Source organism: Elioraea tepidiphila DSM 17972 (genome assembly GCF_000378465.1).
Classification (GTDB): domain Bacteria; phylum Pseudomonadota; class Alphaproteobacteria; order Acetobacterales; family Acetobacteraceae; genus Elioraea; species Elioraea tepidiphila.
In genome coordinates this window covers 32,659-54,732 of the sequence record NZ_KB899930.1, presented here as the reverse complement: position 1 = coordinate 54,732, position 22,074 = coordinate 32,659, and the positions used below count along the sequence as shown (strand labels likewise).

The following is a 22,074-nucleotide window of genomic DNA, read 5'->3' as shown; positions in this document are numbered from 1 at the left end:
GGCACGCTATGGTCGGGCCAGGGGCACGTCAACGCGACCGCGCCGCACGCCGAGCGCCATCCCCGCCGTGACCAGGAACACGCCGAGGAGCGCGCCCAATCCAAGCGGTTCGTCCAGCACCGGCCAGGCCGCCAAGGCGGCCAGCGCCGGCACGACCGCCGTGAACAGCGAGACTGTCGTCGAGCCCAAGGCCACCAGCGCGCGGGTATAGAGCAGCGAGGCGAGCACCATCGCCACCAGGCCCTGGACGAATCCCTGGAACACCACCTCCTGCCACGGCGCCTCGGCGATCGCCGAGGGCAGCGCAAGCCACCAGACCGGCAGGTAGAGCGGCGCCGCACCCAACGCCACCGCCGCGGTCGCCTGGATCGCCGAGACGCGCCAGCGCTGCACCAGCACGATGAACACGGCGTAGCTGGAGGTGGCGATGACGAACAGGATGTCGCCGCGCCATGCCCCCGGGGTGGCGAAGAATTCCGAGCCCGCGAGCAGCGCGATGCCGGCCGCGACCACGAGCAGCGAGAGCACCCGCCGCGAGGTCGGCGCCTCGCCGAGCCAGGCCCAGGCGAGCACGGCGGTGACGAAGGGCAGTGCCCCGGGCAGCAGCACGGCCGCATGCGCCGCCGGCGCGAGCGCGAAGGCATTGTATGCGAACAGCGCGAAGCCGAGGCCCGCGGTCGCGCCCATCACCAGGACGCGCTGAAGCGGGATGTCGCGCAGCGCGCCGCGCAGCATCAGGGGCGACAGCGCGACCAGGGCCACGCCGAAGCGCAGCGCGGCGAGATCCCACGGCGTGAGCACGCCGCGCGCGCCGGCGCGGCTCGCCAGGATGAAGCCGGTCCAGACGAACAGGATGGCAATGGCGCAGGCGAAGCCGATGCGCTGCTCCAGGACAGGATCGCGGGAAGCGCCGAGCACGGTCGCGATCACGGGCGCGAGGCACCGTTCTTGCGGAACAGGAACTCCCGGCCGACCTTGACGCGCGACGTGCCGCCATAGGCGATCACATCCGCGGTGGCATAGGTCTCGCTCCAGGCCTCGGGCAGGTAGGAGCCGGTACCGACCACATCGAGCGGCGCCTTGGCATCCGCCATCACCCGGCATTTCTCGACCGAGAAGCCCGACGAGCCGACGATGCGCACCCGCGGGAACCCCGCCTCGTCCAGCGCCTCGCGCATGCGCCAGACCGCGGCGGCCGAGACCCCCGTGCCGACCAGCCACTTGAGTTCCGTCTCGCTGCGGTAGCGCCGGATCGCATGCGGCGCGTGACGCTCCAGCACCGCATAGGAGGATGGCGGGTCGAGCCCCTCCATGAACCGCCCGCCATGGGTATCGAGCCGGACCGCGAGCCGCCCGGCCGAGGCGAGATCGGGAAAGCGACGGGCCACCGCGATCGCGTCGGTCACCTCATGCCCGAAGTAATCGACCAGCACCGTCAGATCCTCGTCGGGGAAGGTCTCGCGGAACATCTCGGCGGCCCGCACGGTCGAGCCGGCATAGCCGATCAAGGCATGCGGCATGGTGCCACGGCCTCGGTTCTGGCCGAACCAGTGCGCGGTCGCATCGGTGGCGTTGCCGATGAAGCCTCTCGCGCCCTGGGCCTGCGCGGCGCGCGAGCCCACCGAGGCCGCATAGGCCATCATCTCCGCCATCTCGGTACCGGCGCAGTGGCGTGCGTCCATCGCCAGGAACGCCACCTGCGGCAGCTCCAGGCACATCGCCCAGGCGTTCCACGCCGCCACGCAAGGCGGGCCGAGCTTCTGCAGATAGAGCGTCTCGAGCTCCGCCAGTGCCGCGAACGAGCCGGAAATGTAGAGGATCGGGTCCCCCGCGCCGACCGTCGCACCCTCCTGGTGCATCACCTCGATCGTGATGTCGGTGCCGCGGACCGCCTGGAGCCAGTCGATCGCGAAGCGCGGCGCCGAGATCACCGGACGGCGCATGAACACCGCATAGGTGACCTCGACGTCGCCGAACCGCTCGACGATCGCGCGTGTGCGGCTGAAATAGCTGTCGGTGCGGCGCGCGATCTCCTCGGGCGGCGGCGAGGGCGGACCGGGCACGGCGCAGCTTGGGCTACTGTGCCGCGACCCGCCGCTGCTCGGCCGGCTGGCGTCGCGCCTTCAGTTCCGCCGCCACCAGGAAGGCGAGCTCGAGCGACTGCTCCGCGTTCAGCCTGGGGTCGCAGAAGGTGTGGTAGCGCGAGCCGAGCGAGGCCTCGGTCACCGCGCGCGAGCCGCCGAGGCACTCCGTCACGTCCTGTCCGGTCATCTCCACGTGCACGCCGCCGGCCCAGGTCCCTTCGGCCTCGTGCACGTCGAAGAAGCGCGTGACCTCGTTCAGGATCGCATCGAAGCTGCGCGTCTTGTAGTCGTTCGCCGCCTTCACCGTGTTGCCGTGCATCGGGTCGGTCAGCCACACCACCTTGCGGCCCTCACGCTTCACCGCGCGCACCAGGGGCGCGAGCTTGGTCTCGACCTTGTCCGCCCCCATCCGCGCGATCAGCGTCAGCCGCCCCGCCTCGTTCGTCGGGTTGAGCGCGTCGATCAGGCGCAGCAGGTCGTCGGGGTCGAGGCTCGGTCCGCACTTGAGCCCCAGCGGGTTCTTCACCCCGCGCAGGAACTCCACATGCGCATGGTCGTGCTGGCGCGTGCGGTCGCCGATCCAGAGCAGATGCGCCGAGGTGCAGTACCAGTCGCCCGAGGTCGAATCGACGCGCGTCATCGCCTGCTCGAACGGCAGGAGCAGCGCCTCGTGCGAGACATAGAAGTCGGTCTCGCGGATCTGCGGCGTGGTTTCGCTGGTCAGCCCGCAGGCCGCCATGAACGACAGCGTCTGGTCCAGCCGGTCGGCGAGGTCGCGGTAGCGCTCGGCCGCGGGGCTGCGCTCGACGAAGCCGAGATTCCAGCGATGCACCTCGTGCAGATCGGCATAACCGCCCTGGGCGAAGGCGCGCAGCAGGTTCAGCGTGGACGCGGCGTGAAAGTAGCCGCGCTCCATCCGCGTCGGGTCGGGCGTGCGCGCTTCGGCGGTGAACTCCGGGCCGTTGATGTTGTCGCCGCGGTAGGACGGCAGGGTGACGCCGTCCACCGTCTCGGTGTCCGAGCTCCGCGGCTTGGCGAACTGGCCCGCCATGCGGCCGAGCTTCACGACCGGCACCTGGCCGCCATAGGTCAGCACCACCGCCATCTGCAGCAGCACGCGGAAGCTGTCGCGGATGATGTTGGCGTTCAGGTCGTTGAAGCTCTCGGCGCAGTCCCCGCCCTGCAGGACGAAGGCGCGACCCTCCGCTGCGGCGGCCAGCGCCGCCTTGAGCCGGCGTGCCTCGCCTGCAAACACGAGCGGGGGAAATCGCCGCACCCGGTCCTCGACCGCGGCCAAGGCTGCCTGGTCCGGATAGACCGGCATCTGCTTGATCGGCTTGGCCCTCCAGGAATCGGGGGTCCAGGACGGGGACATGGCGGGTTCCTCGATGGTCTTCATTGCACTGCGGCGGAGTTTCCCACAGCCGGCGCGGGGACGCTACTCCGCCGCCTCGGCCAGGGGGTCGGGTCGCTTCTGGCGCATGGTGACGAACTCCTCGGCGGCCGAGGGATGCACGCCGATCGTGCGGTCGAAATCCTGCTTGGTGGCTCCCATCACCAGGGCGATCGCGATGCCCTGGATGATCTCGGGTGCATCCTCGCCCAGCATGTGCGCCCCCAGCACGCGCTGGGTCTCGCGGTCCACCACCAACTTCATCAGGGTCTTGCGGTCGCGGCCCGAGATCGTGTGGCGCAGCGGGCGGAAGCGGGCGAGGTAGACATCCACCGGTCCGCGCTTTGCCGCCGCCTCCTCCGACAGCCCCACCGTGCCGATCGGCGGGATGGTGAAGATCCCCGTCGGCACATTCTCGAGGCTGACGGTCCGAGGCTTGGCCCCGAACAGCGTGTCCGCCAGCGCATGGCCCTGGGCGGTCGCCACCGGGGTGAGGTTCAGCCGGTCGGTGACATCCCCGAGCGCGTGGATATGCGGCACCGAGGTCCGTCCGGCCTCGTCCACCGCGATCGCCCCACCCTCGGTGATCGCAACACCCGCCGCCTCCAGCCCGAGCCCGGCGACGTTGGGCTTCCGCCCGACCGCGGCGAACACCGCGTCCGCCTCCAGCATCCGCCTGTCCGTGGTGTGGACGATGAACCCGCGCCGCACCTTCTCGACCCGCACGGCGTCGGAGTCGAAACGCAGATCGATGCCTGCCGCGCGCATCTCCTCGGCCAGCGCCTCGCGGATGTCCTCGTCGAAGCCGCGCAGGAACAGCCGGCCGCGATAGAGCTGGTGCACCTTGGCGCCGAGGCCATGCAGGATCCCGGCGAACTCGCAGGCGATGTAGCCGCCGCCCAGCAGCACCACGCGTTCGGGCCGCCGCTTCAAGGTGAACAGGTCGTCGCTGACCAGGCAGTGCTCGGCCCCAGGGAAGGTGGGGCGGACGGGGGCGCCGCCGGTGGCGATGACGATGTGCTTCGCCGTGACGCGCTTGCCGTCCACCTCGACCGTATGGGGGCTGACCAGGCGGGCATGCGCCTCGAACACGGTCGCACCGGCCCCTTCCAGCAGCTTGCGGTAGATCCCGGCAAGCCGCGCGATCTCGGCGTTGCGGCGCTCGGCGAGCGCGGCCCAGTCATGGCCGCGCACCGCGATGTCCCAGCCGAAGCCGCGCGCATCCTCGGCGAGCGCGCCATACTCCGCCGCCTGCACCATCAGCTTCTTCGGCACACAGCCGACATTGACGCAGGTGCCGCCCCAGAACCGGGACTCCGCGACCGCCACGCGCGCGCCGTGGCCGGCCGAGATGCGGCCGCAGCGCACGCCCGCGCTGCCGCCGCCGATCACGAACAGGTCGAAATCCATCACGGTCTCCAAGCAGTGGGGGGACGACGGTCGTCCCCCCACACCCCCTCCATGACCACCGCACCCGCAGGAGGGGGCGGGTCGGCCCCGCTATAGGAGCCCTCCCTGTCTCGGCGCAACCGGCCCAGGAGCGGCCGCCTCCAGCGCCCCGGCCCCCGCCGCCGTCAGCACCGCGGCGATCGCGTCGAACTCCGCCGGCGGCCGCGTCGCATCCGCCGCATCCCCTCGCGGCACGTAGATCACTGTCTCATAGCGCGCCCGCGTCAGCAGCACGCGATAGGTGTTGCGGATGAAGGCGTGGTCCTTGCTGGCAATCTGCCACTTCGTCCCGGCGAAATGGCGTGCGCGCCATCCCCCACGGCCGTCGGGCAGGAAGTCGTTGCCCCACGCCAATCCCACCACATCCAACTCCAGCCCCTGACACGCATACTCGGTGGCGCAAACCTCCAACGCATCCGACCCGCGCACATCCGGCCAACGATTGAGGAACCATTCCGCCACCTCGTCCCCGCTGACCTCCGGCCCGAGCCCGTCCGCCCGCAGCCGCTTCGCCACCGACGACCGCACCAGCCCCGCCCGCCGCTCCCCGCGCGCGAGCATCCGCAGCGCCGCGCGCATCGCGCCGAGGTCCCGCGTCAGCAGGAACGGAACGCGCCCGGCCGCCTCCCCGATCGTGCGCGCCTCGGCGATCCGCCCGTCCAGCAGCGCATCCACCCATGCCGCCGCCGCGGCTTCGCGCACGCTGCGGATCGGCACCGCGAGGTCGAGATCGGGATCGATGGTCAGCCAGACCGGCACGCCGTCGGCAAGACGCTGCACCGGATCGACCGCCTCGATGGCGCGCGACGCGGCCACCGCCCTCCAATCCCCGCGCGCCGCGATCACGCGCCCCCACTCCGCGAGCCCCGCCTCTCCCGTGTTGATCTCCTGCCCATTGCCGATCAACGCCACCACCACCGCCCAGCCGGGCCGCCGCGCCATGATCTCCAGCGTGTGCGCGGGCTCGCTCATCGTCAGCCGGCCCGGACGCCGCTGCGTCCCCGCCCGCGCCTTCGCCTCGTCCCACGCACGCTGCGCCTCGTCGAACACGATCAGCCGCTCGGGCGGATAGCGTGATGGGTCCGCCGCATTGTCCTCCAGGAATCGATGCACGTTCTGCAACGCCGCGCGCACCCGCCGCCGCGCCTCGGCCGATCCGCACTCCTGCCGCGCGATCGCGTCCCGCGCCAAGGCCTCGCGCAGCACCGTCACCAGTGGCGCGTTGCCGGTGAGGAACGCCGCCCCTTCCTGCCGCGCAGGACCGAACACCGTGTTCAGCCCGCACAGCGTCTTGCCCGCGCCCGGGATGCCGGTGACGAACACCACCGTGCGCGCATCGTCGCGCCGCGCCGCCGCGACCGCGCGGTCGATCGCCGCCGTGGTGCGCGTGAGGTTGGCGACGTCCGCCCGCGCGGCCGCGATCTCGGTGACCCCGTTGCGCGCATAGAGCATCGTCGCCGCTTCGATGATCGTCGGCACAGGGCGGTAGGGCGCCGCGAGCCACGCGCCGCCATCCAACGGCACTGCCGGCGCTCGTACCGACTCCTGCACCCACGCGACGAACGCCGCCAGCGAGGCATGACTCGTGCGCATCGGCGGCACCACGCCATCCCACAGCAACGGCGGCTGACGCGGCAACGCTGCCTCCGCGTCGCCGTCCACCAGCACCGGCACGATCGGGTGGTCGCGGCTGCCCGCATGGAAGTCCCGCAGGTCGAGCGCGTAATCCTCCACCTGCGCCAGCGCTGCCGGCGACGCATCGCCGGCCTTGAACTCCAGCACCAGAATTGCGCGATCGGTCAGCACCACCGCATCGATGCGCTTCTCCAGCCGGATCAGGTCGTACTCCAGCGCGACGCTCCACTCCGGCCGCACCGCACGCCGCAGCGCCTCCACCAGCGCATGCCATGCCGCCTCCTGCTCGGCCGTCGCTGACAACCCTCGCGCCGCCTGCGCCGACGCCAACCTCCCGACCGTGTCGGCCGGATCGCGCGACAGCAACTCGGCGCCGGTGCAGGAGAACCAGGCTCTCATGAGTCACGCGGGGGCCAAGGGCCATTGGCCCTTGCCCCCGCACCCCCCATCCCATGAGGGCGCCGCTCCCGTTGGTCGCGCCGCGCGCCGATGATGCCTCCCGGCCACGTCGCAAGCAGGATCGAGCCCAGCATCAGCGCGAACCCGGCTCCATGCACCGGCGTGAAGGCCTCGCCCAGCACCAGCACCGCCAGCACCGCCGCCGTCGCCGGCAGGAACGCGCTGAACACGCCCGCGACACTCGCCGACGCACGCCGCAACCCGCCATACCACAGCAACAGACACAACACGCTCGCCGTCAGACTGTGGAACACGAGCAGCCCCGCGTGGAACGCGCTCGCCGCCCCTGGTGCGAGCCACGGCAACGACACCAGCGCGAACGGCAGCAATTGGGTCGCACTGAACACCTGCATCCAGAACGCCGCCGTGATCACGCCCACGCGGCCCGCGTTGCGCTTCGCCAGCAGCACATAGACCGCCTCGCCGATCACACCCGCGAACACCAGCGCATTGCCGAGCAGCGACCCCTCGCCGCCATCGCCCGCGCGTACCGCGTTGATCGCCGCCATCCCGACCCCGGCCAGCGCCGCCGCCGCCCAGCCGCGCCCGCCCAACCGCTCGCGCAGCCACACCGCCGAGCCCATCGCCACCACCGCGGGCAAGGTCGCCAGTACCAGCCCGCCCTCCAGCGCCGAGGTGAACCGCAACCCCGCCAGCAGCCCCGCGTTGTAGAGCGCCGTGCCGAACGCGGCCTGCCAGAACAGGTTGCCCATCACCGCGCGCGAGGGCAGCGACACCGGCCGCTCCACCAGCCGCATCAGCGGCCACAGCACCACGCACGCCAGCAGGCAGCGCAGGCACGCGATCAGCGGAATGGGCAGCGCCTCGGCGAGCAGTTTCGCCACCGGCACGTTGGCGCCGACCAGCATCATCGACGCGGCGAGCATGAGATAGGCGACGAGCATCAGGCGCCGACCCTCGCCCGCCCCGAGGCCGGGATCAATCCTGCGCCGCGACCTCGCGGTAGGGGCTCGCCTCCTCCGCGATCGCCTCGATCTGGCGCAGCACCGCCGGACGTTCCCGCGCCAGGAACGCGCCGACCGCCTCGCGCAGGCCCTCATGCGCGATCCAGTGTGCCGAATGGGTCGGCACCGGCAGATACCCGCGGCTCACCTTGTGCTGACCCTGCGCCCCGGCCTCGACGCGCGGGATGCCATGCGCGATCGCGAACGCGATCGCCTGGTAGTAGCAGAGCTCGAAATGCAGGAACGGCACCTCCCGCGCTGCCCCCCAGTTGCGGCCGTAGAGCGCGTCGCGGCCGAGCAGATTGAGCGCGCCGGCGACCGGCGTGCCGTCCGGTTCCTCGGCCCACATCAGCACCACGCGGTCGCCGAGACGCTCGCCCAGCAGCGGCCAGAACCGGCGCGTCAGGTACGCCTGCCCCCAGCGCTTGTCGACTGTTGCGAGATAGAAGCGGTGGAACACGTCCCAGTGCCGTGCGGTGATCTCGGCCCCGCGCAGCGGGCGGATGCAGAGACCCTCTGCGGCACGGGCGCGCTCCTTGCGGATCACCTTGCGCTTGCGGCTGGCGAGCGTGGCCAGGAAGTCGTCGAACGTGCCGTAGCCGTCATTCGACCAGTGGAACTGCATGCCGACCCGCTTCAGGAAGCCCTGGGCACCGAGCGCGTCCTGTTCATCGCCGGAGCAGAACGTGACGTGCACCGAGGAGACGTCCAGATCCTCGCCGGCGCGGACGAGCGCGGAGACGAGCGCGTCCCGGTGAACGGGTGTTCGGGCGAGCAGGCGCGGGCCGGGGACCGGGCTGAACGGCACGGCGCATTGCAGTTTCGGGTAGTAGCGGCCACCGGCCCGTTCGAACGCGTCGGCCCAGCCGTGATCGAACACGTATTCGCCGTAGGAGTGCGACTTCGCGTAGAGCGGTGCTGCGCCGACGATCGCGCCGGTGTCGTCGCGCAGGACCGCGTGCTGCGGCAGCCAGCCGGTGCGCGCCGAGGCCGAGCCGCTGTCCTCCAGCGCCGAGAGGAAGGCGTGGGAGACGAACGGGTTGTCGTCGCCTGCGCAGGCATCCCAGTCGCCGGAGGCGATGTCGGCGATCCGCGCGTGGAGGGAGAGCGAGGACATCAGCCCAGGATTTGGGAAACGCGCGGGCTTCCCCAAGACCCCTCGATGCAGATGCCCCCGCCCGACAGGGGAATCCGCAGCGGGGCCAATGGCCATGCCCCGCAGCCCATCCGACCAGCCCATCCCCGTGGCGCTTGGTGTGGGGCGCCCCCGCGTGTAGAAGCGAGGCCCAATGAACGCCCCCGCCAGAGCGGCCCTGCCCCCGCCCGTCCTGATCGAGACCACCGAGGCCCTCGCCGCGCTCTGCGCCCGACTCGCATCGGCCGAGTTCGTCACCGTCGATACCGAGTTCATGCGCGAACGCACCTACTGGCCCGAACTCTGCGTGGTGCAGATCGCGGGTCCCGAGGACGTCGCGGTGATCGACGCCCAGGCGCCGGGTCTCGACCTCGCGCCGCTCTACGCGCTGTTCGACAACACGGCCGTCACCAAGGTGTTCCACGCCGCGCGGCAGGACATCGAGATCTTCGTGCTGCGCACGGGCCGCGTGCCGAGCCCGCTGTTCGACACCCAGATCGCGGCGATGGTGGCCGGCTTCGGCGACCAGGTCGGCTACGACGCCCTGGTCGGCGCGCTCGCGGGCGCCTCGATCGACAAGGCGTTCCGCTTCAGCGACTGGTCGGCCCGGCCGCTCTCGGCGCAGCAGATCGCCTATGCCGCGGCCGACGTGACGCATCTGCGCAAGGTGTATGTGAAGCTGCGCGCGCGGCTGGAGCGCGAGGGCCGGCTCGAGTGGGTGGCGGAGGAGATGGCGGCGCTCGCCGATCCCGCGACCTATCGCGTCGATCCCGAGGAGGCCTGGATCAGGCTGAGGAGCCGCAGCGGCAATCGCCGCTTCCTCGCCGTGCTGCGCGCGGTCGCGGCCTGGCGGGAGCGCGAGGCGCAGCGCATCAACATCCCGCGCCAGCGCCTGGTGAAGGACGAGACGCTCCTGGAAATCGCCGCGCAGGCGCCGGGCGATGCGGCGCAGCTCGCCCGCGCGCGCGGCTTCCCGCGGTCCGTGGCCGAGGGCAAGGCGGGGGCGGCGTTGCTCGCCGCGATCGCCGAGGCCAAGGCGCTGCCCGAGAGCGCGCTGCCCGAGGCGCCGGAGCGCGGCAATGGCGCGCGGCCCAGCCCGGCGCTGGTGGCGTTGCTCAAGGTGCTGCTGGCGGCGAAGTGCGACGAGCACCACGTGGCGCAAAAGCTCGTCGCCTCGTCGGAGGACATCGATCGCCTGGCGGGCGAGGATTCACCCGACATCCCCGCGCTGCATGGCTGGCGGCGCCGTGTGTTCGGCGAGGACGCACTCGCCTTGAAGGCCGGCCGCGTCGCGCTTGCGGCGCAGGGCCGGCGGATCAGGCTGGTGCCGCTCGGGTAGTGCCGGGTGTTTGGGGGACGAGCGTCGTCCCTCACCCGCTCATCGGCGCGCCGTCAGCGCGCGGCCTGCCCGGCGGGTTGTCCCGGCTGCGCCCCGGTCTTCAGCGGCGTGAACAGGGCGCGGATGATGAAGTCGAAGAAGGTGAAAACGAGTTCGACCGCATAGCCCGCCAGCAGCGCCAACGCCGACAGCCCGAGGGCCTTGATCGGCAGCCCGTCCCCGGCCAGCGCTGCGCCATCGGGACCGAAGAACAGGCCGATCACGCCGCCGAGGATCGTGCCCAGGGCCAGCCGGATGATCGCCTGGCGCACCTCGGTGGCATCGAGTTCCGCCGCCTGCACCTTCTGCATCAGCCGGCGGAACACGAAGGCGGCCGCGCCGATGAAGCCATAGAGTGGCAGCAGCATCGCGGCGATATCGTCCACGCGCGCCGAGACCGCCCGCTCGCTCACGGCCAGCACGCGCTCCGGCTCCGCCGCGCCGATCTGCGTCTGCGGGGTGACGCGCGGGCGGATGCCGAAGAACAGCCGGTCCACCCAGCGGTTCCAGTCGAGGATCTGCGCCTCGTTGATCTGCAACTGGCGCAGCCGGTCGTTGTAGCGGTCGCACACGCCGACATGGTCGGGGTCGCGGAACGCGATCACCTCCACGGGGGTGGAGCCTGCACGCACCAGCACCGGTACCCGTGCGTCGCAGGGGCGCACGCGCAGGTCGCGCGTCGCCTCCCCGACGATCGCATCCGGGAACGCAACGCCGAGGGCGGGCGCGGCGAGCCGGGCGATCATCTCGGCGGTGTTGTCGAGATCGGCGCGGATCGCCCGGTTGTCGGCGACCGTCGAGCGGCCGTTCAGGGCCGCGGCCGAGAGCATGATGGTGTAGGTGAGCGCCACAAGCGCGACGACCGCGATCGCGCGCATGGTCCAGCGGGTGGACGTCATCGCGCGGGCATCGTCGCGGAACATCGCCGCGGTGCCGTTCTCCTCGTCGAGCCGGCGCTTGCCGGTATAGAACGCGGTCAGGCGGAACGTGTCGGCGGTGGCCGGCCAGGACGCCGTGTTGAGGAGGTCGCGCGCGCGGATCAGATCGGCGAGCAGATCGGTTCGCCGTGCGATCGTCTCGGGCGGTGTCGCCATGATCTCCGCACAGCGATGCGTGAAGGCCGCCGCACTCGCCAGCAGCGGATCCTCCTTCGCGGCCGCGCGCTCGACGATCTGGGCAAGCGTCTTGTCGCTGCGCGCCGAGAGCGTGTTGAGCAGGGTTTCGAGATCATCGACCGCGCGCCGGACCATCGCCAGCAGCGCCGGGGGCACGGACTCCTCGCGCGTCGGGGTGCGGGCGGTCTGGTCATCAGGCATGACACGTCTCCGCGGACCGGATCGGTCCTGCCGACAACCTTACGCCTGCATGCAATCAGATGCGAGTGCGGAACCTCACACCAGCGCAACCGGCGCGTGGCATGGCACCGGCGCCCGTGGGCTTCGCCGAGCGCCCCGCCATGCCTGGGATGAAGGCTGGTCAGCCAACCGGCAAGACTGCCCCAGGAAGCGTCGCACCGTGCGCGGCACTATCGGCAGCGCGCCGGTCGCGGCGGAGTACCGGCTCGCCGACGGCGTGCTTCACCTCCATGACGAGGTCTCGCCGGTGGTGCTCGCGCTCGCGCTGTGCGCGCTGCCCGAGGTGATCGACCTGCTCGCCCGCGACGGCGCGATCGCCGAGAAGGCGGCGCTGCCCGCCGTCGCGGCACTCGCGGGCGGGCTCACGGGGCTCGTGCTTGTGATCCAATGGCCGCTGATGCTGCGCATCCGGTCGGGACTGCTCTTGCCGTGATGCGCGCACGGGCCGGCCACCCCGCCTGACCGCCGTGCGGACGGCTCAGGCTGCGGCTTCCTCCGGCGCGATCTCGGTCGCGGGCTCGCGGCCCAACGCCTCGGCCAGCCGCTCCAGCCTGCGCCAGACGCTCTCCCCGGCGAACACCCCGCCCGAGCGCGCGAGCCTCAGCACCAGGCGCTGCTGCTCCAGCCGCAGCGAGGTGAGGCCGAGCAGCGTCGCCGTGCCGCCCGAGAGCGTGAAGGCGAGCCTGAGCGCCGCCCCCAAGGTCTCGGCGCGCTTGGCCGAGGCGACGTCGAGCAGCGTGCGCGCCGGTTGCAGCCATGGGGCGAGCGGATGCGCCTCGTGCCGCATCGCCAGCGTCAGCGCGAGGAAGGCGCGCGCGTGATGGTCGAGGCCGATGCCGGGCTGGCGCATCAGGCGCAGGAAGGCCTGCTCGGCCTTGTAGTCGGGGTGCTCGTGCGCGCCGATGTCGCCGACCCAGCAGGCGGTCTCGCGGAGCCGGGCGAGCGCCGGGGTCTCGTCAGGGAACAACGGCGCGGTCCAGCCGATCAGCGCCGGCGGCAGGTCCTCGCTGCGGCTGAAGCGGCGGCAGAGGTCCTGGCCCGCGGCGATCACCGGATCCTCGGCGCGCACCGCCGGGGGCAGATGCCGCGCATACCAGCCCTCGCGCAGCCCGCTCGCGCTGAACACCACGCGCCGCGCCTGGGTGGCGCGCAGCAGCCGGCGCAGCAGCACCGCCGCGAAGGGCAGCGTCTCCAGGCGCTTGCGCGAAACGCCCTGAATCCGTTCCAGCGTCTTCCTGGAGAGATTGGTGATCACGCCGGTGAGGTCGCGCGCCTCCTCGCGCGCCAGCGTGTAGTGATGCACGACCTGGAGCGGATAGCCGGTCTGGCCGATATGGATGCGCGCCAGCGCGCGCCACGCCCCGCCGACGAGATAGAGATCGCTCCCGGCCGCCTCGCCGAGCCAGGGCACCGTGCGCAGCGCCTCGTCGGCGATCGCGCGCGCGCGCAGGACGTCGCCGCCCGATTGCTCGGCAAGCCGGATCACGCCGAGCCTGAGCGTGGCCGAGGCGGCAACCACCCCCTCGGCGATCCGCACGACTTCGAGACTTCCGCCGCCGAGATCGCCCAGCACGCCCGCCGCATCGGGAATACCGCAGAGCACGCCCTCGGCCGAGATCCGCGCCTCCTCGTCGCCGTCGAGCACGCGGATCGGCAGCGCGGGAAAACGGCGGCGCAGCATCTCCACGAAGGCAGGGCCGTTCAGCGCATCGCGCACCGCCGCGGTCGCCAGCACCTCGACCGGATCGGCGCGCATCGCCGCCGCGACCACCGCGTAGCGTTCGAGGACGGTGATGCAGTCGCCGATCGCCTCCTCGTTCAGCCGCCCGCTCGCCTGCAGGCCCCGGCCGAGGCCGAGGATCGACTTCTCGTTGAACACCACCTGCGGGTTGCGCGTCAGGCCCTCGAACACGACGAGCCGCACCGAGTTCGAGCCGAGATCGACCACGCCCAGCCGGCGCGGCATCGCAACGGTCTCGCTGAGCGGGCGCGGCAGGGCCATCAGTCGTGCGCGACCCGGTCCTGCCGCTCGCGCGGCGCGGGCCCGGCCGCCACCGCGCCAGGCCCGTGCAGCGCGCTGCCGCGGCCCGACAGCGACGGGTTGGTCATGAAGTACTCATGCGCCGAGACGGCACCTTCGCTCACCGCGGCGCGCCGGTAGTTGCCGTCCGCATCCAGCCGCCATGACTGGGCCTCGTCCTTCAGGTTCACCACCATGATCTGGTCGAGGATCTGCGCGTGCACGGTTTCGTTGAAGATGGGCACCATCACCTCGACGCGCCAGTCCATGTTGCGCGCCATCCAGTCCGCCGAGGAGATGAACACCTTGGCCTCGCGCGAGGGCATGGGATGACCGTTGCCGAAGCAGAAGATGCGCCCGTGTTCGAGGAAGCGGCCGACGATCGACTTCACCCTGATCGTCTCCGAGAGGCCCGGCACGCCGGGACGCAGGCAGCAGATGCCGCGGCAGACGATCTCGATCGTCACCCCGTCGGCCGAGGCGCGGTAGAGCGCATCGATCAACTCGCCATCCACCAGTGAGTTCATCTTCAGCCAGATCGTCGCCGGCCTTCCGGCGCGCGCATGCGCGGCCTCGGCCTCGATCAGCCCAATCAGGTCGCGCCGCAGCGTAATGGGCGCGAAGGAGATCGCATCCATGGTCTCGGGCCGGGCATAGCCGGTCATGTAGTTGAACACGCGTGCGGCATCGCGCGTCAGCCGCGGTTCGCAGGTGAAGAACGAAAGATCGGTGTACACGCGCGCCGTGTAGGGGTGGTAGTTGCCGGTGCCGTAATGGACATAGCTGCGCAGCGCGCCGCCCTCGCGCCGCACCACCAGGCTGATCTTGGCGTGGATCTTCAGCTCGACAAAGCCGTAGACCACCTGCACCCCGGCCGCCTCCATCTCCCGCGCCCAGCGGATGTTCTGCTCCTCGTCGAAGCGCGCCTTCAGCTCCACCATCGCGGTGACCGACTTGCCGTTCTCGGCCGCCTCGATCAGCGCGCGCACGATCGGGGAGTCGCGGCTGGTGCGATAGAGCGTCTGCTTGATCGCCACCACGTTCGGATCGCGCGCGGCCTGGCGCAGGAACTGCACGACGACGTCGAAGGACTCGTAGGGGTGGTGGACGACGATGTCCTTGTGACGGATCGCGGCGAAGCAGTCGCCGCCGAAATCGCGGATGCGCTCGGGGAAGCGCGCGCTGAACGGCGTGAAGAGCAGGTCGGGCCGGTCATCGACGATGATCTGCTTCAGATCGCCGATACCGAGGATGCCGTCGATCACGAACATCTCGGCACGCTGGGCATCGAGTTCGTCGGCGACGAACTCCAGCAGATCGGCCGGCATCGCCTTGTTCACCGACAGCCGGATCACGTTGCCGCGGCGGCGTCGCTTTAGCGCCGTCTCGTAGGAACGGACGAGATCCTCCGCCTCTTCCTCGAACTCCACGTCGCTGTCGCGGATCAGCCGGAAACAGCCCTTGCCGGCGAGCGCGAAGCCCGGGAACAGCCGGGCCAGGAAAAGCCCGATCACGTCCTCGAGCAGCAGGAAACGGATGCCCGGCCCCTCCGGCAGGCGCACGAAGCGGTCGAGCTGGGCCGGAATCGGCAGCAAGGCCCGCATCACCGTGCCGTCCTCGTCCTGCTGCAGCTTCAGCACCATCACCAGGCCCATCGAGGGGATGAACGGGAACGGGTGCGCGGGATCGATCGCGAGCGGGGTGAGCACCGGGAAGATCCGGTCCATGAACCACTGATCGAGCCAGGCGCGGTCGGCCTCGGTCAGCTCCTCGGGCTCGATCACGGCGAGGCCCTGCGTGCGCAGGACGTCGCGCAGGTCGCGCCAGACCCGCTGCTGCTCGGCCATCAGCTCCTGCGCCTTGAGGTGGATGGCGGCGAGCTGCTGGCCGGGCGTCAGCCCGTCCTGGCTGGTGACGGTGAGCCCGGCGGCCGCCTGCCCCATCAGCCCGGCGACGCGCACGGAGTAGAACTCGTCGAGGTTGGTGGCCGAGATCGAGATGAACCGCACCCGCTCCAGCAGGGGATGGCGGGGATTGTCGGCCTCCTCGAGCACGCGCGTGTTGAAGGCGAGCCACGACAGCTCGCGGTTGATGAAGCGCTCGGGATCGCCCGGCCCGATCGTGCGGGCCGGTGTGCCGGCGACGGCCTCCTCGCGGACCGCGTCGCGCAGTTCGTTCATGCCGCTCTCCTCCAGGCGCGACCCACCATACAGGAGCCCCGGGGGCCGGCGGGAGGGTTCGCTCCGCTACGACCCGGGATTGTCATCCGCGGCGACCAGCCGGGCCGCGAGGGCCCGGGTGATCCGCCGCCCGGCGGCGAGCGCGGCGCGATCGAGGGCCGCGGCCGCCTGCTGCATGGCCGCGAAGGTGCGCGGCAGGCGGGAAACCAGATAGGCGACGACCTCCGGCTCGACCGCGAGCTGTCGGTCGGCCAGTGCCTTGGTGAGCACCGCAGCGAGCACCCTCTCGTCCGGCGCCGCGATCGCCACCGCGCCCGAGGCGGCGAGCCGGGAGCGCAGATCGGGCAGCACGACCGGCCAGCGCGCCGGCGCGGCACGGCCGGTCAGCAGGGCCGTACCGCCCGCCTCGGCGAGCAGGTTCAGCAGGTGGAACAGCGTCCGCTCCGCCTCCGGGTTCCCGGCCGCCCGGTCGGCGTCCTCGATCGCGGCATGGCGCGCGGGGCCGAGCAGCGTCGGCGCCTCCGCGCGCGCGAGCGCCGCGCCGGGCAGACGCGCAGCACCGCTGCGCGTCGCCCAGATCGCCGCGAGGTGGCTCTTGCCCGACCCCTCCGGCCCCCAGAGCCCGAGCCGGCCGGACGGCCAGTCCGGCCAGCGCGCAATCCAGGCGCGCGCCTCGTCCGAGCAGGCGCCCGGGACGAAATCGGCCTCCGCGTAGGAGACCGAAGGGGGAAAGGCGAAGGCGAGCTGGCCGGACCCGGTCACGGGCCGCCTTCGTCGAGATAGAGCGGGCTCGCGCGGTAGCGCTTCAGCCAGTAGCGCGCCACCACGCCGATCGCGGCGGCGATCGGCACGGCGAGCAGCACGCCGATGAAGCCGAGCACCGCGCCACCGGCGAACAGCGCGAACAGGATCCAGACCGCGTGCAGCTCGACGCGCTCGCCGAGCAGGCGCGGATAGATCACGTAGCCCTCGATGATGTTGCCGAACACGAAGATGCCGGCGATCAGCGCGACATCGCGCCAGTCGGTGAACTGGGCCATCGCCATGCCGACGCTGATGACGAAGCCGGTCAGGGTGCCGACATAGGGGATGAACGAGATCAGCCCTGCCGTCAGCCCGACGATCAGGCCGAGCTGGAGCCCGGCGGCGGTGAGCGCGACGGCGTAGAACACGGCGAAGATCAGGCAGACCAGCGCCTGGCCGCGCACCCAGGCCGAGAGGATGCGGTCGATCTCCCGCGCGATCTCGCGAACGGTGCTGACGTAGCGGCGCGGCACCCAGGAATCGACGCTCGTTACCATCTTCGGCCAGTCGCGCAGCAGGTAGAACGCGACGATCGGCGTCACGACCACGACCATCAGCACGTTGAAGAGCTGCACGCCCCCGCCCACCACCGAGGCGATCGCCCCGGTCACCCAGGCCAGCATCGTGTTCACCTGGTTGAGCGCGAGCTGGCGCAGGCGCTGATCGACGAATTCGGGGCCGAGCCGCTCCTCCAGCCAGAGCAGCGATTCCTGGATGAGTTCGCTGACCGCGCGGATGTACTGCGGCACGAGCGAGATCAGGATCGTGAGCTGGGCGAGGATCAGCGGGTAGAGCAGCAGGAAGAAGGCGACGATCAGCGCCAGCATCGCCACCACCAGCAGCACCGCGGCGAGGCTGCGCGGCGCGCCGATCGCCTCCAGCCGGTCGGCCAGCGGATCGAGCAGATAGGCGATCAGCGCGCCGAGCACGAAGGGCAGCAGGATCGAGGCGAACAGGTGCAGCGCGAGCGCGAAGCCGGCAAGCGCGCCCAGGATCAGGAACAGCCGCTGGCGGCGGCCGTTGCCGTTCGCGGCGGGTGCGGCCTCGCTCATCCGCTCGCCCCGCCGCCCCGCACCCAGCGCGCGACATAGGCCGCGCCCGAGGCGAAGGTCGTCGCCGCGGTGATCCACAGCAGCGCGGCGACGACGCCGGACGCGGGCACGCCATAGGCGGCATTCAGCAGCACCGCGGCGGCGAGCAGGATCTGCATCGCGGTATTCGCCTTGCTGACGAACAGCGGCCGGATCGCCGGCTCCTGGCCGAGAACATAGAGCGTCAGCACGCCGCCGACGATCAGCACGTCGCGGAACACCACGAGGATGACGAGCCAGGAGGGCAGGAACCCGGTGGCGCCGAGGGTGACATAGACGCTGACCAGCAAGGCCTTGTCGGCGACCGGGTCGAGCACGGCGCCGACCTGGCTGCGCGCATCGAAGCGCTTGGCGATGAAGCCGTCGACCGCATCGGAGATGCCGGCGGCGACGAACAGCCAGAACGCCAGATCCATCTCGCGCTGGAGGATGAGCCAGACCGCCAGCGGCACGGCGAACAGGCGCGCCAGCGTGATGAGATTGGGCAGGGTGATCATCGCGTCCCGATCGTCCGGACCGGGCAGGGCCGTCTGCATGTCAGTCCGCGCGGCGCGAGAGGCGCCAGCCTTCGGGCTCGCGCGCGAGCACGAGGCCGGACGCGGCGAGCGAGGCGACGGCGCGCTCGGGGCCTGCGGTGAGCGTCAGGCCGAGCCTTGCGGCATTGGCCGAAAGTCCGCGCAGCTCGACGGCCGATACGGCGGGACTGGCGGCGAGACGGCGGCGGATCTCGGTCCACTCGGCGAGCGAGGCGAACACCGCGACCGCCTCGATCTGCGCCGGCCCCGCGCCGCCGCGCGCCAGCAGCGCGCGCACCTGGGCAGGACGGAAGATCACGGTCATCGCCGCGCTGTAGCGCGTGGTGGTGACGTGCTCGCGGTCGATCTCGAAGCTCTCGACCAGGCGGTCGAGCTCGCTGTCGGGCAGATCGGCGAGCCGCGCCACCTGGTCCGGCGCCTCGGCCTCGAGCAGGCGCCGCCAGGCGAGGCGGAAGCCCTCGCGATGGGCGATCTCGCGCGCGGCCATCGGGCTCGGCCCGCTGGCCTCGACGGGAATGTCGCGGATGACGAAGCCGCCCTGCGCCACCGCCGGCCGGCCGCCCAGGGGCACGCCGAGCAGGGCCGCGAAAACCCCGATTGCCGCACCCCGCCGCAGGCGGTCTATTCTCGCCACCTCTCCCCCCAGACGTGTTGCCGCGCAGTCCCGGCACGGGCACGCGGCAGGGGTTCCCTTAGCCGATCGGAGGCCGCCATACCAAGCCTGAGCTATCGCGACGCCGGGGTGGACATCGACGCCGGCGACGCGCTGGTCGAGCGGATCAAGCCGCTCGCCCGCGCCACCGCCCGGGCCGGCGTCATGGGCGGCATCGGCGGCTTCGGCGCGCTGTTCGACCTGCGCGCCGCCGGCTACGCCGATCCGGTGCTGGTCGCGAGCACCGACGGGGTCGGCACCAAGCTGCGCATCGCGATCGAGACCGGGCACCACGAGACGGTCGGCATCGATCTCGTCGCGATGTGCGTGAACGACCTGGTGGTGCAGGGCGCGGAGCCGCTGTTCTTCCTCGACTACTTCGCCACCGGCAGGCTGGAGGTGGACGAGGCGGCGCATGTGATCGCCGGCATCGCCGAGGGCTGCCGGATCGCCGGCTGCGCGCTGATCGGCGGCGAGACCGCCGAGATGCCGGGCATGTATCGCGGCGGCGACTACGATCTCGCGGGTTTCGCGGTCGGCGCGGCCGAGCGCGGGCGGCTGTTGCCGCGCGACGATGTGGGCGCCGGCGACGTGCTGCTGGGCCTCGCCTCGACGGGCGTGCATTCGAACGGATTCTCGCTGGTGCGGCGGATCGCCGGCGGCGACGCGGCGCGCTGGCAGGCGCCCTGCCCCTGGCAGGCGGGGGCGCGGCTCGGCGAGGCGCTGCTCGCGCCGACGCGGATCTATGTGGCGAGCCTGCTCGCGCTGCACCGGGCCGGGCTGCTCAAGGCGGCGGCGCACATCACGGGCGGCGGCCTGCCGGGCAACCTGCCGCGCGCGCTGCCCGCGGGCATCGAGGCGGCACTTGACGCGTCGTCCTGGCCCGTGCCGCCGGTGTTCGCCTGGCTCGCGCGGCAGGGCGGCGTCGCGCCGGAGGAGATGCTGCGGGTGTTCAACTGCGGCATCGGCATGGTGGCGGTGGTGGCAGCCGCGCGGGCGGACGAGGCCGAGACGATCCTGCGCGAGGCCGGCGAGACCGTGCACCGGATCGGCGTGCTGCGCGCGGGTGCGGGCGCGGCGCGCGTGACCATCGCGCTGCCCGAGGGCTGGCCGGGATGAAGCGCCGCGTCGCGGTGCTGATCTCGGGCCGCGGCAGCAACCTCCGCGCCCTGCTCGCCGCAGCCGCCGATCCCGGCTATCCGGCCGAGATCGTGCTGGTGCTGTCGAACGTGGCCGGCGCGCCGGGGCTCGCGGCGGCGGAGGCCGCCGGCGTGCCGACCGCGCTGGTCGAGCACCGCCGCTTCGGCCGCGACCGGGCGGCGCACGAGGCGGCGGTGCAGGCGGCGCTGCACGGTGCGGGTGCGGAACTCGTCTGCCTCGCCGGGTATATGCGCGTGCTCACCCCCTATCTGGTCGGGCTGTGGCAGGGGCGGATGCTGAACATCCACCCGAGCCTGCTGCCCGCCTTTCCGGGCCTCAACACGCACGCGCGCGCGCTGGCCGCCGGGGTGACGCTGCATGGCTGCACGGTGCATCTCGTCACCGAGGGCACCGACGAGGGGCCGATCCTCGCCCAGGCGGCCGTGCCGGTGCTGCCGGGGGACGATGCGGACGCGCTGGCTGCGCGTGTGCTCGCGGCCGAGCACGTGCTCTACCCCGCCGCCCTCGCCTCCTTCATCCGGGGCGGCGGCCGGCCGGCGCCGCGCGAGGCCGTGCTGTTCAACCCCTTGCCGGGCGCGCCGGGCTGCGACTAGAAGGCGGAGACGACAGCGAGGGGCGACGATGGCGCAGCACGGCGGGGCGGTGATGGCGGATGATCCGAAGCAGGCGGAGTTCCTCAAGTCGCGCCAGCGCGTCTACGGCAACTTCATCACCTTCACGGTGTGGTCGATCGCCGGGATCGTGCTGCTGCTGATCCTGATGGCGATCTTCCTGGTCTGATCGCCCGCATCGCGCGGCTCAGCCGCGCAGGTGACACGAGACCCAGTGGCCCGGCCGCGCCTCGCGCAGCTCGGGCACCTCAACCGAGCAGAGATCCTGCTTCGCGATCGGGCAGCGCGTGTGGAAATGGCAGCCTGAAGGCGGGTTGAGCGGGCTCGGCACATCGCCCTGAAGACGGATGCGCGTGCGCTTGAGCGTCGGATCCGGGATCGGCACCGCGGAGAGCAGCGCCTCGGTGTAGGGATGCAGCGGCGTGGTGTAGAGCTCGCGCGAGGAGGCGAGCTCGACGATCCGCCCCAGATACATCACCGCCACGCGGTCGCTGATGTGCTCCACCACCGAGAGGTCGTGCGCGATGAACAGGTAGGTGAGGCCGAACTTCTCCTGGAGGTCCTCCAGCAGGTTCACCACCTGGGCCTGGATCGAGACGTCGAGCGCGGAGACCGGCTCGTCGCAGACGACCAGCTTGGGCGAGACCGCGAGCGCGCGCGCGATGCCGATGCGCTGGCGCTGCCCGCCCGAGAACTCGTGCGGGAAGCGGCGCATGTGATCCGCGTTCAGGCCCACGGTCTCGAGCAGCTCGGCGACCCGGTCCTCGATCTCGCGCCCGCGCGCGAGCTGATGGATCACCAGCGCCTCGCCGATGATCGCGCCCACGGTCATGCGCGGATTGAGCGACGCGAAGGGGTCCTGGAAGATGATCTGCATGTCCCGCCGGAGCGCGCCGAGCGCCTTGCGGTCCATCGCGGTGACGTCCCTCCCCTCGAACCAGACCTCGCCCGCGGTCGGTTCGATCAGGCGCAGGATGCAGCGCCCGGTGGTGGACTTGCCGCAGCCCGATTCGCCGACCACGCCGAGCGTCTCGCCGGGGGCGAGGTCGAAGGTCACGCCCGAGACCGCATGCACCTCGTCGATCGTGCGGCGCAGGATGCCGCCCTTCACGGGGAAGCGCTTGACGAGGTCCTTCACCCGCAGGAGGGGGCCGGGGCGGGGCGAG

General features: G+C 71.7%; 20 protein-coding genes. 5 read left to right on the top strand and 15 right to left on the bottom strand.

Annotated elements, in window-relative coordinates; all coding sequences use genetic code 11:
• Positions 1-6 precede the first annotated feature (6 nt).
• The 7 genes from F563_RS22855 to F563_RS0115640 all read right to left on the bottom strand — a co-directional run bounded on the left by F563_RS22855 (position 7) and on the right by F563_RS0115640 (position 9,102).
• On the bottom strand, positions 7-930 hold the full coding sequence (locus F563_RS22855; RefSeq protein WP_019015635.1) for a DMT family transporter: 924 nt from the start codon (positions 928-930) through the stop codon (positions 7-9).
• A complete protein-coding gene (locus tag F563_RS0115665; RefSeq protein ID WP_019015634.1) occupies positions 927-2,063 on the bottom strand; it encodes a beta/alpha barrel domain-containing protein in 1,137 nt (378 codons plus the stop codon). The genes F563_RS22855 and F563_RS0115665 overlap by 4 nt, the downstream gene beginning before the upstream one ends.
• Positions 2,064-2,076: 13 nt before the next feature.
• Positions 2,077-3,459, bottom strand: coding sequence for a class II 3-deoxy-7-phosphoheptulonate synthase (locus F563_RS0115660; protein WP_156825207.1), 1,383 nt, complete (start codon positions 3,457-3,459; stop codon positions 2,077-2,079).
• Between the two features lie 63 nt (positions 3,460-3,522).
• Complete coding sequence (gene gorA, locus F563_RS0115655) at positions 3,523-4,887, bottom strand: glutathione-disulfide reductase (RefSeq protein ID WP_019015632.1); 1,365 nt, start codon at positions 4,885-4,887, stop codon at positions 3,523-3,525.
• A 90-nt stretch (positions 4,888-4,977) separates the two neighbouring features.
• The gene (locus F563_RS0115650) at positions 4,978-6,960 is read right to left on the bottom strand and encodes a DNA/RNA helicase domain-containing protein (protein WP_019015631.1); all 1,983 of its coding nucleotides are present in this window, start codon (positions 6,958-6,960) and stop codon (positions 4,978-4,980) included.
• On the bottom strand, positions 6,957-7,925 hold the full coding sequence (locus tag F563_RS0115645) for a DMT family transporter (RefSeq protein ID WP_019015630.1): 969 nt from the start codon (positions 7,923-7,925) through the stop codon (positions 6,957-6,959). Before F563_RS0115645 ends, F563_RS0115650 begins: the two co-directional genes overlap by 4 nt.
• Positions 7,926-7,959: 34 nt before the next feature.
• Positions 7,960-9,102 (bottom strand): GNAT family N-acetyltransferase, encoded by a 1,143-nt coding sequence (locus tag F563_RS0115640; RefSeq protein ID WP_019015629.1) that lies wholly within the window; start codon positions 9,100-9,102, stop codon positions 7,960-7,962.
• A 172-nt stretch (positions 9,103-9,274) separates the two neighbouring features.
• Between F563_RS0115640 and rnd the strand changes: the two genes are divergently transcribed.
• Positions 9,275-10,459: a ribonuclease D gene (gene rnd / locus F563_RS0115635; protein WP_019015628.1), complete on the top strand. Its 1,185-nt coding sequence runs from the start codon at positions 9,275-9,277 to the stop codon at positions 10,457-10,459.
• A gap of 53 nt (positions 10,460-10,512) precedes the next feature.
• Here the strand turns inward: rnd and F563_RS0115630 are convergent, their stop codons facing one another.
• On the bottom strand, positions 10,513-11,814 hold the full coding sequence (locus F563_RS0115630) for a hypothetical protein (RefSeq protein WP_019015627.1): 1,302 nt from the start codon (positions 11,812-11,814) through the stop codon (positions 10,513-10,515).
• Positions 11,815-12,013: 199 nt separating this feature from the next.
• On the opposite strand from F563_RS0115630, the gene F563_RS0115625 reads away from it, so the two are divergent.
• Positions 12,014-12,286 (top strand): hypothetical protein, encoded by a 273-nt coding sequence (locus F563_RS0115625; protein WP_019015626.1) that lies wholly within the window; start codon positions 12,014-12,016, stop codon positions 12,284-12,286.
• Positions 12,287-12,331: 45 nt separating this feature from the next.
• Here the strand turns inward: F563_RS0115625 and F563_RS0115620 are convergent, their stop codons facing one another.
• The 6 genes from F563_RS0115620 to F563_RS0115595 all read right to left on the bottom strand — a co-directional run bounded on the left by F563_RS0115620 (position 12,332) and on the right by F563_RS0115595 (position 19,118).
• Positions 12,332-13,855 carry a Ppx/GppA family phosphatase gene (locus tag F563_RS0115620; RefSeq protein ID WP_019015625.1) on the bottom strand — a complete coding sequence of 508 codons (1,524 nt, stop codon included), beginning with the start codon at positions 13,853-13,855 and terminating at the stop codon, positions 12,332-12,334.
• Positions 13,855-16,053 (bottom strand): RNA degradosome polyphosphate kinase, encoded by a 2,199-nt coding sequence (locus F563_RS0115615; protein ID WP_019015624.1) that lies wholly within the window; start codon positions 16,051-16,053, stop codon positions 13,855-13,857. Before F563_RS0115615 ends, F563_RS0115620 begins: the two co-directional genes overlap by 1 nt.
• Before the next feature lie 66 nt (positions 16,054-16,119).
• Complete coding sequence (locus tag F563_RS0115610; RefSeq protein WP_019015623.1) at positions 16,120-16,815, bottom strand: HdaA/DnaA family protein; 696 nt, start codon at positions 16,813-16,815, stop codon at positions 16,120-16,122.
• The gene (locus F563_RS0115605; RefSeq protein WP_019015622.1) at positions 16,812-17,909 is read right to left on the bottom strand and encodes an AI-2E family transporter; all 1,098 of its coding nucleotides are present in this window, start codon (positions 17,907-17,909) and stop codon (positions 16,812-16,814) included. The genes F563_RS0115610 and F563_RS0115605 overlap by 4 nt, the downstream gene beginning before the upstream one ends.
• A complete protein-coding gene (locus F563_RS0115600; protein ID WP_156825206.1) occupies positions 17,906-18,484 on the bottom strand; it encodes a CDP-alcohol phosphatidyltransferase family protein in 579 nt (192 codons plus the stop codon). Before F563_RS0115600 ends, F563_RS0115605 begins: the two co-directional genes overlap by 4 nt.
• A 1-nt stretch (position 18,485) precedes the next feature.
• A complete protein-coding gene (locus tag F563_RS0115595) occupies positions 18,486-19,118 on the bottom strand; it encodes a hypothetical protein (protein WP_162140598.1) in 633 nt (210 codons plus the stop codon).
• A gap of 78 nt (positions 19,119-19,196) precedes the next feature.
• Here F563_RS0115595 and purM point away from each other — a divergent pair, with 78 nt between their 5' ends.
• From purM to F563_RS24910, 3 genes are read left to right on the top strand one after another with little or no spacing between them, the layout of a single operon-like run.
• Entirely contained in the window at positions 19,197-20,255 is a 1,059-nt protein-coding gene (purM, locus tag F563_RS0115590) for a phosphoribosylformylglycinamidine cyclo-ligase (protein WP_026299633.1), read from the top strand.
• Positions 20,252-20,890 carry a phosphoribosylglycinamide formyltransferase gene (gene purN / locus F563_RS0115585; protein ID WP_019015618.1) on the top strand — a complete coding sequence of 213 codons (639 nt, stop codon included), beginning with the start codon at positions 20,252-20,254 and terminating at the stop codon, positions 20,888-20,890. The genes purM and purN overlap by 4 nt, the downstream gene beginning before the upstream one ends.
• 28 nt (positions 20,891-20,918) lie before the next feature.
• Entirely contained in the window at positions 20,919-21,077 is a 159-nt protein-coding gene (locus F563_RS24910) for an aa3-type cytochrome c oxidase subunit IV (protein ID WP_019015617.1), read from the top strand.
• An 18-nt stretch (positions 21,078-21,095) separates the two neighbouring features.
• Here the strand turns inward: F563_RS24910 and F563_RS0115575 are convergent, their stop codons facing one another.
• Complete coding sequence (locus tag F563_RS0115575; RefSeq protein ID WP_281169541.1) at positions 21,096-22,046, bottom strand: ABC transporter ATP-binding protein; 951 nt, start codon at positions 22,044-22,046, stop codon at positions 21,096-21,098.
• Positions 22,047-22,074 lie beyond the last annotated feature (28 nt).